We start from the raw sequence: 15,990 nt of genomic DNA, 5'->3' as shown, positions 1-15,990 counted from the left end.
GCGAACGCCTGGTGCAGCGCGAGGCGATGGAGCTCAAGGTCTGGCGAGCAGGCAAGGACGACCCGCTGACCGAAGGGCTGGCCCAGCTCGACGGATATCTGGACCGGCTCAGCCTCACCACCGGCGTACTGGTGATCTTCGACCGGCGGTCCGAGGCCCCGCCGTGGAACCAACGAGGCGCGTTCGACCTCGCGACCACGCCGTCCGGCCGTCAGATCACGGTTCTCCGCGCATAGCGAAGTACGTGGCTCAGGCGGGCCCGGCTCTCTCCACAGACAACCGATGCGGTGTCTGGGTGGATTTATTCACCACTGATCGCGGCTGTATGACTACACGCTGAGGGCAATCTGGATAAGGAAATCCGAATTACCGATTACTCAGAAAATCTTGCCCGTTGGGTTTCGTTCGAGACCCCAAGAGGGTTACAGGTTTTATATCAATATTATTTGTGATCCATGTCATATTGATCATGGTGATCTTCCGTCTGATGATCAAGGTCGACAAGCCAAACTCACTCCCGATTGAGGTTGTTTGTGAACGAGTTAGGCAACAGACCCCGCATCATCAGCAAACCCAAACGAAGGCTCGCAGCCGCAACGGTGCTCACGGTGGCAGCATCGTTGCTGGTCGCAGGCCCGATCAGGCAGGCCGTGGCCGACCCCGAGCCGCAGAGCGCGAAGGCAACAGGCCCCGCGGTCACCACGTTCCCGCGTCCCGAGGACCCGGACGCGGCCCTCCGCGCCGCGGTGGAGCAGGCGCGCAAGGACAACAAGCCCGTCGCCGTCGAGGATGCCTTCACGGAAGCCTCCCGGACGTGGGCGTACCCGGACGGTCACCTGACCACCGAGTCCTACTCCGGCCCGACCCAGCTCAGGCAGGGCGACGGCTCGTGGGCGTGGATCGACACGTCTTTGGTCGAGCGGAACGGCGTGCTCCGGCCCAAGCTGGCCAAGGCCAGAGTGCGCCTGTCCACGGGCGGGTCCGGCCCCTTCGCGACCATGATCCTCAGCAGGGACCGCTCGTTCGGTCTCTCCTGGCCCACGTCACTGCCCAAGCCGACCATCAAGGGCAACGTCGCGACCTATCCGGGCGTCGCAGGCCCGTCGGGGGACCTGGTCGTCACAGCGCTCGGAACCGGATTCCGGCACGACATCGTGCTGCGCGAGCGCCCCACCGGCCCGGTGGAGTTCCGCATCCCGGTGCAGACCAAGGGACTCGACCTCTCGGTGACCAAGGCCGGCGGGCTCAAGCTGAAAGGCGACAACGGCAAGAAGGTCGCCTCCGCCCCGGCACCGCTGATGTGGGACGCCGCCGCCGATGAGCCCACCGCGACCAAGCCGGGCCGCCAGAAGAAGATCGAGACCAGCGTGGAGTCCAAGGACGGCGCCACCACGCTGGTGCTGAAGCCGGACGCGGCCTGGCTGGCCGACCCTGCGACGCAGTATCCGGTCACCGTCGACCCCACCACCACACTGGGGATCACCCAAGAGACCGGCATCGTCTCTCCGAACGGCCAGCGTGTGGCGGGCACGGTCGGCAGGATGCAGTACTCCACCACCGAGCAGGCCACCCGCACCCTGATGGCCTTCGACACCGCCCCGATCGCCGGGAAGCAGGTGACCAACGCCACCATGCAGCTGCAGCTGCGCGAGGACGTGTACAACTGCAGCGAGTTCCAAGGCATCGCGGCCCAGCGGATCACCGAGTCATGGGTAGCCGACGACACCTACTGGAGCAACCAGCCCACCAGCACCGAAGAAGGCCGCGCCTCGATCGACCCCTGCGCGCTGCCCGGCACCAGCGGCGCGATCTGGAGCTGGAACCTCACCGCGATGACGCGGCTGTGGGCCACCGGCACACCCAACCACGGTCTGCTGCTCAAGCTGACCCAGGAGACCTCTACCCCCCGCAACTACAGCGAGGACTTCTCGTTCTGGCCGCAGTTCTTCAATCAGGGCGTGCTGCCGAAGCTGAGCGTGGACTGGGTCCTGCCGCCGGCGATCCCCACCGTGACCGCCGAGTCCATCGACTCGATGGACGGCAACGACGCGATCGCCCGCAGCACCAACGTCAAAGTGACTTACAAGTCCAGCGTGCCCGAGGCGACGCCGCTGAACTACACGGTGACGGTCAACGACTCCACCATGGCCCCGCCGGCCGCCGAACTGCCCGCGGGTGAGGCCGCGTACTGGAAACTCGACGAGGCTTCCGGCACCGCCGTGACCGACTCCTCCGGCAACAACCGCAACGCCGCCCTGACCGGCGCGCACACGCGCACGCCGGGGCAGCTCGGTCAGGCGGTGACGTTCACCGGAGGCCACGCCGCGACCAGCGGCCCGGTCATCAACACCAACCAGAGCTTCACGGCGAGCGCCTGGGTGCGCCTGGACAACAGCACGCAAGAGCAGAACGTGCTGTCCCAGATGGGAGTGAACCTGCCTGGGTTCACGCTTTCCTACCAGACGTCCACGGCTCCGGAGTACGATCAGCGCTGGGTGCTGTCCATGATCAACCAGGACATCCCGGACAGTATCCACGAGACCGTCATCCAGTCGGAGCACCTTGCCAAGATCGGCGAGTGGACGCACGTGGCCGCCCAGTATGACAAGGACGCAGGCAAGATCCGCCTGTACGTGGACGGCGTGCTGGCCGGCGAGCGGGACCACACCGTCAGCTGGAACGCCCGAGGCGCCTTCGAGATCGGCCGCTCACGTAACCAGGGCGGAAGCCTCAAGGGGTCGCTGGACGACATCCATGTCTACCAGCGGGCGCTGAGCGCGAACGAACTCCGCGCCCTGGTCGGCGTGCCCGGCACCACTTCCCACAACAACATCCCGTCCGGGCAGGCGCTGGACAAGGTCTTCACGCTGGACAACCCGGCCAGCTTCAAGTTCGTGGTCAAGGCCTGCCGGGCCGGCATCAACCCGCCGTCGTGCAACGAGAGCCCTGCGTACCGCATCACCAGTGACGCTCCCGTGCTCCCATCGGACACCGAGACCGGCATGGCCGACCCGACCCAGCCGATCCTGTCGGGCATGGTCAACAGGCCAGGGGGAGGCCCGGTCACGGCCAAGTACTACCTGTACGACAGCACCGGCGCTCCCGTCGGCTCCGCGCCATTGGGCAGCCGTACCGTAAGCGGCGGCGAACGCGCCTCCTTCCAGATCCCAGCCAACACAGTGCAGCCCGGCAGCACCTACAAGTGGCAGATGACCGCCTGCGTAACCGCCCCGCAAAGCGAGGAACCGCCGCCCGATCCTGACCCCGACCCGACACCTACTCCCGATCCCACGCCTACTCCCGACCCGACGCCCACTCCCGATCCCACGCCGACACCGACTCCGACGCCCACACCGTCAGGTCTGGTCGCCGCCTACGGAATGAACGAAGGCAGCGGCACCACCGTCAACGACGTGACGGGCACCAACCATGGCACTGCCACTGACACCTCGTGGGTCACCGGCAAGTACGGCAAGGGTCTGTCCTTCGATGGTCTCTTCGGCCTCGTCACCGTCGACCACAACGCCTCGCTCCGACTCGGCTCCAACATGACGCTCTCGGCCTGGGTCAAGCCGTCCAGCGTTGACGACTGGTACGCCGTCATGGGCAAGGATTACGAGACACTCGACGACCTCTCCTACGCCCTGTACGCCTCCGACGGCTTCACTCCTCTCGGCTGGTTGACAACCCAGGGCCAGTCCAAGGAGGTGGCCGGCACCAGCCCGCTCCAGGTGAACACCTGGAGCCACCTCGCCGTCACCTACAACGGCACCAGGGCACGCCTCTACCTCAACGGCAATCAAATCGGTGACGAGCCCGTCTCCGGAGCCATTCAGGACGACGGCGGCGACTTCCACATCGGCGGGAACACCATCTACGGCGAGTTCTTCGACGGCGTCATCGACGAAGTCCGCGTCTACAACCGCGCCCAGACGGCCGCCGAAATCACGGCCGATATGAACACCCCGCTTGCCGGAACAGCTAGCGCGGGCAGTACACAAAAGGCGACGGCCGGCGCGCCAACAGTCAACGAGTCTGGATCAGGCAGCGAGGTCTGTACGTCCAAGACCGCTCTGGTCACCTTCACCACGCCTGGTACACCGCCACCACCCCCAGTTGAGGACGTCCGCAGCCTGACGTTGAGTAAGGACAACTTCGTCATCAAGAGCGCTAAAACCGATCCTGCTGCATGTGGTGGGTCACCTTGCATGGTGGCGGACTCGACCATCATGCGGATTGGTGGCACAGGAGTAGAGAAGACCGCAGTATTCATTGGGTTTAAGTTAGATGAGCTCCCCAATGGTGCAGGCGTGTCGGATGGCGTCCTTCGCCTTGGTGCACCAACTTGCCCATCTGGTACTTGCCCGTCGGATGGCGTAATCACTGCGACGCCCCTGAAGACTCCGGTGACTAGCGAGAGCAAGGGATCTGAGTTAGTGGCCGACGTTGACACTAGCGTTGTGCCGTACATGCTGCCCGTGAGTGACCCGCAATCTGATATCGCTGGTAGCGAGTATCAATGGCTTATGCTCACCTCTAACAAGGATGAGTTCATCACGTTTGCAGATGAGGCGGCTAGTAGCCAGCCGGAGCTGGCCCTCACGTATATCCCGGCGAGGCCGCCTGGGAAGGTGCTCAACCTGACCGTCCAGGCAGGTGATGCAAGCGTCATCGCGAGCTGGGGACTTCCCGAGAACAATGGGAGTCTCGCGCTATCGGATGGCTATGATATCGAGGTCAGCGATAGTAGCGGCCAACTCGTGAAGAATATCCAAGCAAAGGATCCCTTTGTCTCTGTCGATGGCTTGTCCAACGGGGAAGCATATACAGTCAGAGTGCGCGCAAAGTCAGTATTCGGAGCGAGCGACTGGGAGACTATTTCGGTCACTCCCGAGGCGGTTCCCCGCCCACCAGCGGTAAGGTGTACCCTCGAAGATTTTTCGTCAATTCAGAAAGATTCCGCAACAGCGGAATCGGGTGCACAGGACTACGTTGAACGGGTCAAACGGTATTATCAGGCGCAGGACGTTGTCCTAGAGAATCGGGCAGAAACGATTTGGGACGCGCCGGGGGTAACCTTCGATGCCCCGAGTACAGCCAAGCTCTCGCTCTTGAATGAGCAACTCATCAATGAACGTAAGAGTCTGGCGCAAACCCATCATGTCAGAACGAATTCAAATGTCACGCTGAAGAACGTGTCCGTCCATATCGACGACGCGACAGGTGCAGTGCGCGTTCTCGCTGAGGTGGAACGGACGTGGACACCTCAAGCTACCTCAACCGAGGACGCTGCCGCTTTGGCTGCGGCTAACGCAGATACTCCGGGCCAAGTCGAACCCGACCCATCCACTATTTCAATTCATGTCTTCGACCGCTGCGGAAACATGTCAGAAATTCAGGCACCAAACCCCGCATATGAGGACGCGTCCGACGCGAGCGACAGTTGCTCGCCGGAAGATCCTTGCGCTGCTGGTGGTGCGGCTGTACCGAAGTCAACTGCATGCATCTCCTATGTATTCATGGAGTACTGCGAGAAGACGGACAGACTCGTTAAGGGGTGGGAGCTTCACACCGTGATGAGGTCGTACTGGGACGAGAAACCGGTAGCAGGGGGCGGCCTTCCCTACAACCAGAGATGGAACATCACCGCCTATCAGGACTATGTGCGAATCTATCCGATACGTCCTACGAGTAAGACGGACGGCAAGGACAGTCCGTTCGGGCGAGCTCTCTACAAGCATGCGAGAATCTCTAAACTCGGTTCCGCATGTTTCGTTAACCGCGAGACCACGAATGAAGCAAATATCGGTGCGAGTATGTCCATTCAGCCTCTTCAAGCAGGCGTTAGTGTAGGACTTAAGCTCGACCAAGCCGTCGGCGAGAAATGCTCCAAATTCAGCGCAAAGCATGATAAGCGACCCGCCGAGGCGAAAATCGATGATCGCTTCACTGATATAGAAGTTGAATGTCAGGCCGGCTGGCTTGATAGATGTGATATCACCCGCTACAGGCACACGCTGCAGTCGGAGGCGTATCTGAACTTCAAGTATAAAGTGAGGGAAGACCCGAAAACCAAAGAGCCTATATATGAGGAGTATTATGAGAAGATTCGACACACGTTGCGTTGTAAGATAGGTAGAGGGCAGGAGGCGCCACTTAAACCGCCGAGGCATATTCCTTATGCCTGTACAAGGAGTAGCACCAAGGGGCTGTGAGTTTCCGATTGATGCGAATCGGGCTCGTAGTTGCGAGGGTGAAGTGAAGGGGTCTTTGTGACCCGAAGCTTGCACTTGGGGTCACCATTAAAGTGGCCTCAAGTGCTGGTTTTTCTCATGCAAAGCTCTCCTCTATGAGATAAAATGAAAGGTGGTGCCGGCCGCTTCATATTGGCTTGCGGTCTGGGTCGCGTTCATGTCGTCTTGCCGAGGGACAGTGACGTGCTCGGGCGGTCTGGACAGGCGACTGCTGCGGTTGGGTCAGGTGGGAGGTGTGGCCTTTATGCTCCAGGCGCTACTGATACATCGGTAAGCCGACGGTCTCAGCAGGGCTGATGCTGTCCTTCGGTCGAGTGTCTTGCCTCGCTCATCTGGGGATGGAGGCACTCTTTCGCCTCCTGTTGATACTGTGAGATGATCTAGCTGTGAAAATTCCAACTGAAGATCAAAATGCTTCCGGAGAGAAGGCCCGAGAGGCTGTTGGGATGCTTCGTATGGTCGGCACAGCCTTACTGCTCACGAACGGTGGTTTGGCCATAGCCGCACTCGTCTTCGCTGATTGGGAGCCGCCGTTCCAAGTCTTGCTTCTTTTCATCTGCGCAGCGGCTATCGGGATCGGTCTACGGATCGAAGCCGCCATGCGTGATCGTCGCTGACTACAAATGAGGAGGCCATCGCCGCCTGGCGGCAGGAAGGTGTGGCCGGCTGTAAAGCCAGCGGCGGACCTGGGCGCCCACATCTGCGTCGAGGACGAAGCGGGCCAGGGACTAAGGCCGCCGAAAGGACGCACCTGGGCACAGCGCGGCGCCCCGGCGGACGGTCATGATGCGGCAGGGGCAGCGGCCGGATCAACATCGGCGGCGTGGACTGCTACTGGCCTGGGCACCACCCGCACCTGATGTACAAGCCGCTGATCTATCACGGGCGCAAGGACTAGCCCAAGAGCTCAGCCTGGAGCAACTGCCGCGACCTGATCACGGTGGGTCCACCAGCAGTTCCGCACGCCGCTGGTGAGGTGCTGGGACAACCTGAATGCGCACCCGTTCGCCGGCTGGTCGGCTGCGCCGAGGCCAACGCTGACTGGTTGCGCGTCTACCGGCTCCGGGCCTACGCCTCCGAGCTGAAGACTGCGGAAGGCGGGTGGTCGCTGATGCACTGCGCCATGGCCGACTTCGTGTCACCGGCCTGACCACACTCGTCCGGATCATCAAGCGAAAGCTCAAGAAGATCCAAAACCGGCCCCATCTGATCGATGGCTGCCTCGCTCAGGCCGGACTCATCATCGAGGAGACCACCGTGACCACATGGCCGTCTCCATAAATTCAACCTGTGTAGCCAGAGTGTGCGGTGGCCACCGCCGCGCACTCCCATAGAGGGAGACGTCATGACCGGTGCCGGCATTCTGCGGAGAAGCGCGGCCGTCGCGCTGACGCTCGTGTTCCTGAACGGCTGTGAGTCCGACGGGCGCGACGTCCAGGTGGGCGAGGGGCGCGAGCACTTCTATGTCGTCGCCAGGAACGGGATCTCCGTCGCGAATCCCGAGTTTCGCTTCGCCAATGTGTCGTGGCCGGGACGACCTGCCGACGAGCATTCCGTCCGGGTGGCGGCGGAGCCGCAGTGGGCCCGCCCCGGGGAGGAGCCTTATTCCGTCCAATCATTCGACATCTACCGCAACGTCCGTGGCAGCACCCTGATCTCTCCCGCCGGAACGTCAGATATCCACAAGCCGGTGTTCCCCGATACCCGCATGCGCCGGGTGCTGCGGCAACTTGGAGCGGAGAAGCAGCCGGACGACAGCGCCGGCCTGCTCGACCACCTGGGCAACGGTGTCGCTGTGACGGCCGTCGTCGAACTGCGCACCCCGATGACTTCCGAACAGTACGAGAGCGGTTACGGAGTCCGTGGGGACAACATCCTGATCTCTTCCGGGCTGGCTGGCGACGTCCCCCTTTACTGGGACAGGACCCCGGCATGCGAGCAGCGGCGGGTGGCGCGCAACTGTGCGGACCTGGCCCTTTTCGAGGAGTTCCGCGCGTGGGTCGCCCTGCTCCGCTCGGCCGACCAGAGCGTCCTGTCCGCTGTGGGGCTTCAACTGCCGAACCTGCAGGAAGCCGCCGCACGTGGCCGCATCGTCGGGTACGTCGACGACAACACCGCTCCGAGCGAGCTGCGCCTGCTCCTCGACGACAAGCGGGTCCGCGCCGTCCACATCATCGACGCCCGGCTCAACTGCGAGACCTCCGCCAGCATGGTGTGCGAGCCGGCTCTGTGGTGACCGGGGTGCCTGGACGTGTGCCATGTCGCCCGGCCCGGAGCCGGACCGGGCGTCATGTCAGTTGCCGGACAAGCAGCCGGTGAGCGGGTGCTCCGGCCGGTCCAGCCAGATCCGCTGCCCGTCCGGCCCGACCGTCATGCCGAACCTGTCGTAGCCGGGCTCGCCCCACCCCACCCACCGGAAGTAGGCGTCGGTGACCTCCTCCCACACGGGCCGGTCGCCCACCTGGAACACCTGGTACTCCTCCGAGTCCGGACGCCAGATCGCCACCGCCCAGGACTCGGGGTCGCGCGGGTCGCTGACCCAGATGCGGTGGCACTCACCGTCCTCGTCAGGATTGTCGCTGTCGTGGGCGGTGAGCCCGGTCATGGCGCCGATGGCGAGGTCGGCGCCGGCGGGGGCGCAGACGATCGTGCGGGGGTCGACGCGGGTGGTGAGATGGTGCTTGTTCTCGGTCTCGTGGAGTTGCCGGGCGGGCACGGATCGCTGGGAGCGCATCATCATGTACGAGGCGAAGTCGGGGAAGCGGCCGTGTGCCACGCCGGATGGGGTGACGACGAGGCGGAGCTGGAAGTCGGTCTGGAAACGCGGCGAGTATGGGGCCACCAGCACGGCTCCCGGCCGGGCCTGCGTGATCCACGTGTACGGGACCGTACGGATGCCGCAGGTGATGTGGACGCGGTCGAACGGTCCTCGTGCGGCGCAGCCTTCCGCGCCGTCGCCGACGATCAGGTGGGGCTGGAACGGGGCCTCGCTCAGGTTCTTGGCGGCCTGTTCGGCGACGACGGGGTCCACCTCGATGGAGGTCACATTGGTCTCGCCGACCATGTGGCAGAGGAGGGCGGCGGTCCAGCCGGTGCCCGTCCCGATCTCCAGCACCCGGGTTCCCGGTTCGGGGTCGAGCAGTTCCAGGAACATGGCGACGATGCCGGGAGCGGAGCACGACGACGTGTAGTCGCCGGAGCCGGTTCTGATGTCTGTCGCGCCGTCGTCCAACTGCGTGACGATGGAGTTGTCGGAATAGACCGCGTCCCACCAGTCTTCGGGATCGGCTTCACGGTCGATGATCCGTACGGGCTCGTCAGGCGGGCACGTCAGAGCAACGGACGGGATGAACAGATGCCGCGGCACCGCCCGCATTGCGTCAGCGATCCGCTTGTCAAGCGGGCCGATCTCCTGGAGCAGCGCCTCGGCCGGGTCGACTGCACTGGTCACTTTTTCTTCCCGTCCTGCTCGTCGCGCCTGGCGTGTCTGCCGGTGGCGGCTTTGTGGGAATCCGGGTTGGGCTTCTCCGAGTTGTTTGAGTCGTCCTTCTTCGGCTTGCCTGCGTGCTTCCCGCCCATGGGCGTGGTCTCCTCCCGCGGTCTCGGTGACTCCAGGTGATCGCAAGATTACGTCAAGGTGCAATAACGCGCGTTGGTCAAGAATTATTATTTGCACCGCTTGACTGGGGGCATAGGTGGGCATAATTTTCACCGCATGGAGCTCCTTGGCCGGATCAGGACCGAGCGGCATGAGATGCCCGACGCGCTGCGCAAGGTGGCCGACGCCATCCTGGAGAACCCCGCCGCGGCCGCCCGTCTGACCATCGTGGATCTCGCCGAGCGCAGCGGCACCTCCACCGCCACCATCACCCGCTTCTGCCGCGCCCTCGGGTTCAGCGGGTACGCGGAGCTGCGGGTCGCCGTGGCCACCGAGATGGGACGGGTCAACCAGCAGACCTGGCAGACCGACATCGGCCAGGAGATCCTGCCCGGCGACACCCTGGAGAAGGTGCTGGGCGTGGTGTCGGGCAACGACATCCGGCTCATCCAGGAGACGGGCGACCAGCTCGACCTGGCCGTGGTGGAGAAGGTGGCGCAGGCCATCGCGCGGGCGGGGCGGGTGCTGCTGTTCGGCGTGTCGAGCAGCGCGGCCGTGGCCAGCGAGATGGAGTACCGGCTGCAGCGCATCCGCATCCCCACCTGGAGCAGGTCCGACGCGCACAGCGCGCTCACCGACGCGGCGCTGCTCGGGCAGGGCGACGTGGCGATCGGCATCTCCCACAGCGGCCGGACGCGCGAGGCGATCGAGGTGCTGGCCGAGGCCGGCAGCCACGGCGCGATCACCGTGGCTGTCACCTCGAACCCGCGCTCGCCGCTGGCCGAGGTGGCCGAGCTGGTGCTGACCACCGCCAGCAGGGAGACGACGTTCCGGTCCGACGGGTTCGCCGCGATCCACTCGCAGCTGCTCGTGCTGGACGTGGTCTACGTGTCGGTCGCGCAGCGTACGTACGAGCGGACCAAGCAGGCCTTCGACGTGACGGTCAGGGCCGTGGCGGGGCACCGCCTCTCGGAAGGTGATTCATGACGATAAATCCGGAAAAATTCGCCGACCATATCGCCGGCCTCGTCCAACAGATCCCCGACGACCCCGCCATCCAGAAGGCCGCCGACCTCTTCGTCAAGGCGTTGACCAGCGGCGGCGTCATCCACGCCTTCGGCTCAGGCCACTCCGAGGCCGTCGCCATGGAGATCGCCGGCCGGGCCGGCGGCCTCGTCCCCACCAACCGCCTCGCGCTCAGGGACATCGTCCTGTACGGGAACGCCCCCCGGGAGACGCTCGACCGCTACGACCTCGAACGCGACCCGGCCGTCGCCCGCACCATCCTCGACCTGGCCCCGGTCGGGCAAGAGGACCTGTTCGTCGTCATCTCCAACTCCGGCGTCAACGGCGTCGTGGTCGAGCTGGCGACGCTGGTCAAGGAGCGCGGCCACGACCTGGTCGCCATCACCTCGCAGGCCCACAGCGGCGCGGTCGCCTCCCGTCACCCCTCGGGCCGCAAGCTCACCGACCTCGCCGACGTCGTGCTCGACAACCGGGCGCCGTACGGGGACGCGGTGCTGCCGCTGCCCGGCGGCGGCGCCACCGGCGCGGTCTCCACCATCACCTCCGCGCTCATCGCCCAGCTCGTCGTGGCGCGGACCGTACGCGACCTGCTGGAGGCGGGGCAGGCGCCGCCCGTCTACCTGTCCGCCAACGTGCCCGGGGGCGACGAGCACAACCTCAAGCTCGAAGCGCTGTACGAGGGCCGCCTGCGCCGCGGCACCTGACGCGCTGCCGAAACCCGCACGATCTCGGGGGACCGTTCGACATCGGGGGACCGCACACCAAGGAGAACCCCACCCATGTCACGAAATGTCGGAAAAATCCTGCTGTCCTTAACCCTCCCCCTCGCCCTCCTCATCACCACCCTCGTGGCCTCTCCGGCGGGCGCCGCCCAGTCAGTACGCCTCCAGTACCGCACCAGCGCCCCCGGCGCGACCACCGCCCAGGCAGAGCCCTGGCTCCAGCTGATCAACGACGGCACCACCACGATCCAGCTGAACCAAGTCAAGATCCGCTACTACCTCACCGGCACCGAGACCTACCGCTTCGCCTGCTCCTGGGCCGTGGTCGGATGCTCGACCGTGACGGGACACTTCGCCGACCAGGAGGGCCCGGCCCAGTACCTGGAGGTGGGCTTCACCTCGGGCACCCTGGCCCCCGGCGCGAGCACCCGCGACCTGCAGCTCCGCTTCTACCGCGCCGACTGGCAGACGTTCACCCAGAGCGACGACTACTCCTACGGCCCCCAGACCTCCTACACCGACTGGGACAAGGTCACCGTGTACGTCGGCGGCACGCTGGCCTGGGGCACCCCCTCGGGCAGCGACCCCGGCCCGACGCCCACGCCGACGGACCCGCCGCCCGGCCCCGGCGGCGTGCTGTTCGACGACTTCTCGTACACGAACTCGTCCGACCCGCGCCTGGCCCAGCGCGGCTGGACCGTGCGCTCCAGCTCCGGCGGGCCGGGCGTGCCCGGGGCGACTTGGTCGCCGTCGGCGATCACGTTCCCCGGCGGGCTGCTGACGCTCGACTCGCGCACCGACGGCACCGCCGGCGGGACCGTGCACACCGAGCTGTCGACGGCCGGCCGGAAGTTCTTCGAGGGCACGTACGCGGCCAGGGTGCGCTTCAGCGACGCCCCGACCAGCGGCCCGGACGGCGAGCACGTCGTGCAGACGTTCTTCACCATCACCCCGCTCCGCTTCAACCTCGACCCCGACTACGGCGAACTGGACTTCGAGTATCTGCCGAACGGCGGCTGGGGCGAGCCCTCGAACATCCTCTACGCCACGAGCTGGGAGACCTACCAGGGTGAGCCGTGGCAGGCGGTGAACACCCACACCGAGGAGCGCGCGAGCTTCGCCGGCTGGCACGACCTGGTGATCCAGGTGTCGGGCGGGCGGATCAAGTACTACGTGGACGGCCGCCTGTTCGCCGACCACGGCGGGATCCACTACCCCGAGACACCCATGTGGATCATGTTCAATCAATGGTTCATCGACCTCCAGGCCGCCACCGGCACCCGCACCTACCGCCAGCAGGTCGACTGGGTCTACCACGCCAGGAACGAGGTCGTCTCGCCCGCCGGCGTGCTGAGCCGGGTCGGCGACCTGCGCGCCGAGGGCACCTCGTTCCGCGACACCGTCCCCAACTCCTGAGAGAGCGCGATGAAGCACCGACTCACCGCCGCGGTGGCGGCCCTGGCCCTGGCCGCGGCGGCGTGCGGCTCGGACGCCGGGACCGGCGCGGCGCCCGAGAGCAGTGGCCCCGCCAAGCTGACCGTCTGGATCATGGACGGCAGCGTCACGCAGGACCTGCTCAAGACGTTCGAGACCGGCTACGAGGCCGCCCGTCCTGAGGTGGACCTGGACATCCAGATCCAGGCCTGGGACGGCATCGGTGAGCGGGTGACGGCCGCGCTGGCCAGCACCGACGCGCCGGACGTGATCGAGGTCGGCAACACCCAGGTCGCCCAGTACGCGGCCAGCGGCGGCGTCACCGACCTCACCGCCAAGGTCGCCGACCTCAGGGGCGAGGACTGGCTGCCCGGCCTGGCCCAGCCGGGGAACATCGACGGCAAGCAGTACGGGATCCCCTGGTACGCGGCGAACCGGGTGGTCGTCTACCACAAGGACCTGTTCGCGAAGGCCGACGTCCAGCCGCCGAAAACCCGGGACGAATGGCTGGAAATCACGAAAAAGCTGAATCAAGGGGGTAACCAGGGCATCTACCTGACCGGGCAGACCTGGTACGCGCTGGCCGGCTTCATCTGGGACGAGGGCGGCGACCTCGCCGTCCAGGAGGGCGGCCGGTGGAAGGGCGCGCTCGACACCCCGCAGGCCCTCGCCGGCATGGAGTTCTACCAGCGCCTCCAGGCCCTCGGCAAGGGCCCCAAGGACGCCGACGAGGCCAACCCCCCGCAGCACGAGGTGTTCGCCCAGGGCGAGGTCGCGCAGATCATCGCGGTGCCCGGCATCGCCGCCCGCGTCCTGGAGGTCGAGCCGGACCTCAAGGACAAGATCGGAAATTTCCCGATCCCGGGGAAGACGCCCGACAAGCCCGGCTCGGTGTTCACCGGCGGCTCCGACCTGATCGTCCCGGTCGCCTCCCAGCACCAGGAGGAGGCGTACGAGGTCGTCAAGGCGCTGGCCGGGGAGGAGTTCCAGACCGACCTGGCCAAGGCCATGAGCTTCGTGCCGAACCGCACCTCGCTCGCCGGCGTGCTCTCCGGCGACGAGGGCACCGCCGCCATGGCCACCGGCGCCGCCAACGGCCGGGCCACCCCCAACACCCCCAACTGGGCCGCCGTCGAGGCCACCTCGGTCATCAAGCAGTACATGACCGCGGTGCTCACCGGCGGCGACCCCGCGACGGAGGCGAGGAAGACGTCGGAGTCCATCACGGCCACCCTCAACAGCGGGTCCTGAGTGCGCGGCCGTCCCTTCTGGCCCTACCTGCTCATCGCGCCCACGGTGGCCGGTGGGGCCTTCCTCCTGCTCTACCCGGTCGCCAAGGCGGCGGTGATCTCCCTCCAGCACTTCCGCATGGGCGAGCTGATCAAGGGCGGGGCCGCCTTCATCGGCTTCGGCAACTACGCGGAGCTGCTGTCCGGGGACGAGTTCTGGGCGGTGCTGCTGCGCACCGTCTGGTGGACCGCGGTGAACGTGGTGCTCATCGTGGTCCTGTCCACCGCCGTCGCGCTGCTGCTCGTACGGCTGCGGCGCGGCATGCGGCTGGCCCTGATGAGCGCGCTGGCGCTGGCCTGGGCCACCCCGATCATCGCGGCCACCACCGTCTTCCAGTGGCTGTTCCAGTCGGAGCTGGGCGTGGTCAACTGGCTGCTGGTCACGCTCGGCCTCGACTCCTTCCGCGGCTACACCTGGTTCGCCGACGGCGACGCCACCTTCGCGGTGCTCGTCGTGCTGGTGGTCTGGCAGTCGGTGCCGTTCGCGGCGCTCACCCTCTACGCCGGGCTGACCACCATTCCCGCCGAGCTGTACGAGTCGGCGCGGATCGACGGCGGCACCGGGTGGCAGATCTTCTGGCAGGTCACGCTGCCGATGCTGCGCACCCTCTTCGCCCTGATCGTCTCGCTGGAGGTGATCTGGGTGGCCAAGTGCTTCCCGCAGATCTGGGTGCTCAGCCAGGGCGGGCCGGGCGACGCCACGACCACCCTGCCGGTGTACGCGTTCAAGATTGCCAGGGTGCTGCACCGGTACGACCTCGGCTCGGCGGTCGCCATGCTCACCGTGCTGATCCTGGCCGTGGCCCTGATCAGCAACCTGCGACGGATGGTCGGATCATGAGAAGGCTCGCCCTGAACGCCGTCGCGCTGGCCGTGCTGGTGGTGACGATCTTCCCGGTCTACTGGATGTACCTGACGGCGTTCAAGCCGACCCGGGACATCCAGGCGGCCACCCCCACCTTCTGGCCCTCCTCGCCGACGCTCGACCACTTCGTCACGGCCGTGAACGCGCCGGGGTTCTGGACCTTCTGGCGCAACAGCCTGCTGGTGACGGTGGCGGCCGTGCTGCTGGCGCTGGTGGTGGCGATGGCGGCGGCGTTCGCGGCGACGCGGATGCGGTGGCGGGGCCGCGGCGCGTTCGTGGTCATGGTGTTCGCCGCCCAGATGGCGCCGTGGGAGGCGCTGCTGGTGCCGGTGTTCATCATCGCCAGGGACACCGGCCTGCTGGACTCGCTGGCCATGCTGACGGGGGTGTACTTCATGATCACCCTGCCGTTCACCATCGTCACGCTCCGCGGCTTCCTCGCCGCGATCCCGCCGGAGCTGGAGGAGGCGGCGCAGGTGGACGGGTGCTCGCGGCTGGTGGCGTTCCGGCGGGTGACGTTCCCGCTGCTGGCGCCGGGGCTGATGGCGACGTCGCTGTTCGGGTTCATCACGGCGTGGAACGAGTTCGCGTTCGTGAACGTGCTCATCATCAAGGACCAGGACAAACGCACGCTGCCGGTCTGGCTGTCGTCCTTCCGCGACGTCTTCGGCACGGACTGGGGAGCGACGATGGCGGCGGCGGGCCTCTTCGCCCTGCCGGTCCTGCTGCTCTTCCTCTTCCTGCAACGCCGCGTCGGCACGGGCATGACCGCGGGCGCCGTCAAAGGCTGACGCGCCGCGGG

Annotated in this window: 12 protein-coding genes; 10 read left to right on the top strand and 2 right to left on the bottom strand. The window is 65.9% G+C overall.

Annotated elements, in window-relative coordinates; all coding sequences use genetic code 11:
• From KME79_RS10560 to KME79_RS10545, 4 genes are all read left to right on the top strand, one after another.
• Window positions 1-236 (top strand): hypothetical protein (locus KME79_RS10560; protein WP_219544266.1); only part of this gene is annotated, 236 nt, incomplete at its 5' end.
• 297 nt (window positions 237-533) lie between these two features.
• Window positions 534-6,215, top strand: coding sequence for a LamG-like jellyroll fold domain-containing protein (locus KME79_RS10555; RefSeq protein WP_219544265.1), 5,682 nt, complete (start codon window positions 534-536; stop codon window positions 6,213-6,215).
• A gap of 1,015 nt (window positions 6,216-7,230) precedes the next feature.
• Window positions 7,231-7,404 carry a hypothetical protein gene (locus tag KME79_RS10550; RefSeq protein WP_219544264.1) on the top strand — a complete coding sequence of 58 codons (174 nt, stop codon included), beginning with the start codon at window positions 7,231-7,233 and terminating at the stop codon, window positions 7,402-7,404.
• 195 nt (window positions 7,405-7,599) lie between these two features.
• Window positions 7,600-8,490, top strand: a complete 891-nt coding sequence (locus tag KME79_RS10545) for a hypothetical protein (RefSeq protein ID WP_219544263.1) — start codon at window positions 7,600-7,602, stop codon at window positions 8,488-8,490.
• A gap of 57 nt (window positions 8,491-8,547) precedes the next feature.
• On the opposite strand, the gene KME79_RS10540 is transcribed toward KME79_RS10545, so the two are convergent.
• Both KME79_RS10540 and KME79_RS46220 read right to left on the bottom strand, forming a co-directional pair.
• Window positions 8,548-9,705, bottom strand: a complete 1,158-nt coding sequence (locus tag KME79_RS10540; RefSeq protein ID WP_308248862.1) for a methyltransferase domain-containing protein — start codon at window positions 9,703-9,705, stop codon at window positions 8,548-8,550.
• Window positions 9,702-9,833, bottom strand: coding sequence for a hypothetical protein (locus tag KME79_RS46220; protein ID WP_281429336.1), 132 nt, complete (start codon window positions 9,831-9,833; stop codon window positions 9,702-9,704). The genes KME79_RS10540 and KME79_RS46220 overlap by 4 nt, the downstream gene beginning before the upstream one ends.
• Window positions 9,834-9,969: 136 nt before the next feature.
• On the opposite strand from KME79_RS46220, the gene KME79_RS10535 reads away from it, so the two are divergent.
• The 6 genes from KME79_RS10535 (at window position 9,970) to KME79_RS10510 (ending at window position 15,979) form a co-directional block, all read left to right on the top strand.
• Window positions 9,970-10,839 carry a MurR/RpiR family transcriptional regulator gene (locus tag KME79_RS10535; protein WP_219544261.1) on the top strand — a complete coding sequence of 290 codons (870 nt, stop codon included), beginning with the start codon at window positions 9,970-9,972 and terminating at the stop codon, window positions 10,837-10,839.
• A complete protein-coding gene (locus tag KME79_RS10530) occupies window positions 10,836-11,582 on the top strand; it encodes a sugar isomerase domain-containing protein (RefSeq protein ID WP_219544259.1) in 747 nt (248 codons plus the stop codon). The genes KME79_RS10535 and KME79_RS10530 overlap by 4 nt, the downstream gene beginning before the upstream one ends.
• 75 nt (window positions 11,583-11,657) lie before the next feature.
• The gene (locus KME79_RS10525; protein WP_219544258.1) at window positions 11,658-13,016 is read left to right on the top strand and encodes a cellulose binding domain-containing protein; all 1,359 of its coding nucleotides are present in this window, start codon (window positions 11,658-11,660) and stop codon (window positions 13,014-13,016) included.
• A 9-nt stretch (window positions 13,017-13,025) separates the two neighbouring features.
• Window positions 13,026-14,285 carry an extracellular solute-binding protein gene (locus KME79_RS10520; protein WP_219544257.1) on the top strand — a complete coding sequence of 420 codons (1,260 nt, stop codon included), beginning with the start codon at window positions 13,026-13,028 and terminating at the stop codon, window positions 14,283-14,285.
• Window positions 14,286-15,164 carry a carbohydrate ABC transporter permease gene (locus KME79_RS10515; protein WP_219544256.1) on the top strand — a complete coding sequence of 293 codons (879 nt, stop codon included), beginning with the start codon at window positions 14,286-14,288 and terminating at the stop codon, window positions 15,162-15,164.
• Complete coding sequence (locus KME79_RS10510) at window positions 15,161-15,979, top strand: carbohydrate ABC transporter permease (protein ID WP_219544255.1); 819 nt, start codon at window positions 15,161-15,163, stop codon at window positions 15,977-15,979. The genes KME79_RS10515 and KME79_RS10510 overlap by 4 nt, the downstream gene beginning before the upstream one ends.
• The last annotated feature ends 11 nt before the right edge of the window (window positions 15,980-15,990 follow it).

The organism is Nonomuraea harbinensis (genome assembly GCF_019396385.1).
GTDB lineage: Bacteria > Actinomycetota > Actinomycetes > Streptosporangiales > Streptosporangiaceae > Nonomuraea > Nonomuraea ferruginea.
Note: the sequence above shows the minus strand (reverse complement) of the source record. Positions and strands in the feature narration are given on the sequence as shown.

Excerpts from the sequence above, each read along its gene's own strand:
- KME79_RS10545 (WP_219544263.1), top strand. The coding sequence starts at position 7,600 with ATGACCGGTGCCGGCATTCTGCGGAGAAGCGCGGCCGTCGCGCTGACG.
- KME79_RS46220 (WP_281429336.1), bottom strand. The coding sequence starts at position 9,833 with ATGGGCGGGAAGCACGCAGGCAAGCCGAAGAAGGACGACTCAAACAAC.
- KME79_RS10535 (WP_219544261.1), top strand. The coding sequence starts at position 9,970 with ATGGAGCTCCTTGGCCGGATCAGGACCGAGCGGCATGAGATGCCCGAC.
- KME79_RS10530 (WP_219544259.1), top strand. The coding sequence starts at position 10,836 with ATGACGATAAATCCGGAAAAATTCGCCGACCATATCGCCGGCCTCGTC.
- KME79_RS10525 (WP_219544258.1), top strand. The coding sequence starts at position 11,658 with ATGTCACGAAATGTCGGAAAAATCCTGCTGTCCTTAACCCTCCCCCTC.
- KME79_RS10520 (WP_219544257.1), top strand. The coding sequence starts at position 13,026 with ATGAAGCACCGACTCACCGCCGCGGTGGCGGCCCTGGCCCTGGCCGCG.
- KME79_RS10510 (WP_219544255.1), top strand. The coding sequence starts at position 15,161 with ATGAGAAGGCTCGCCCTGAACGCCGTCGCGCTGGCCGTGCTGGTGGTG.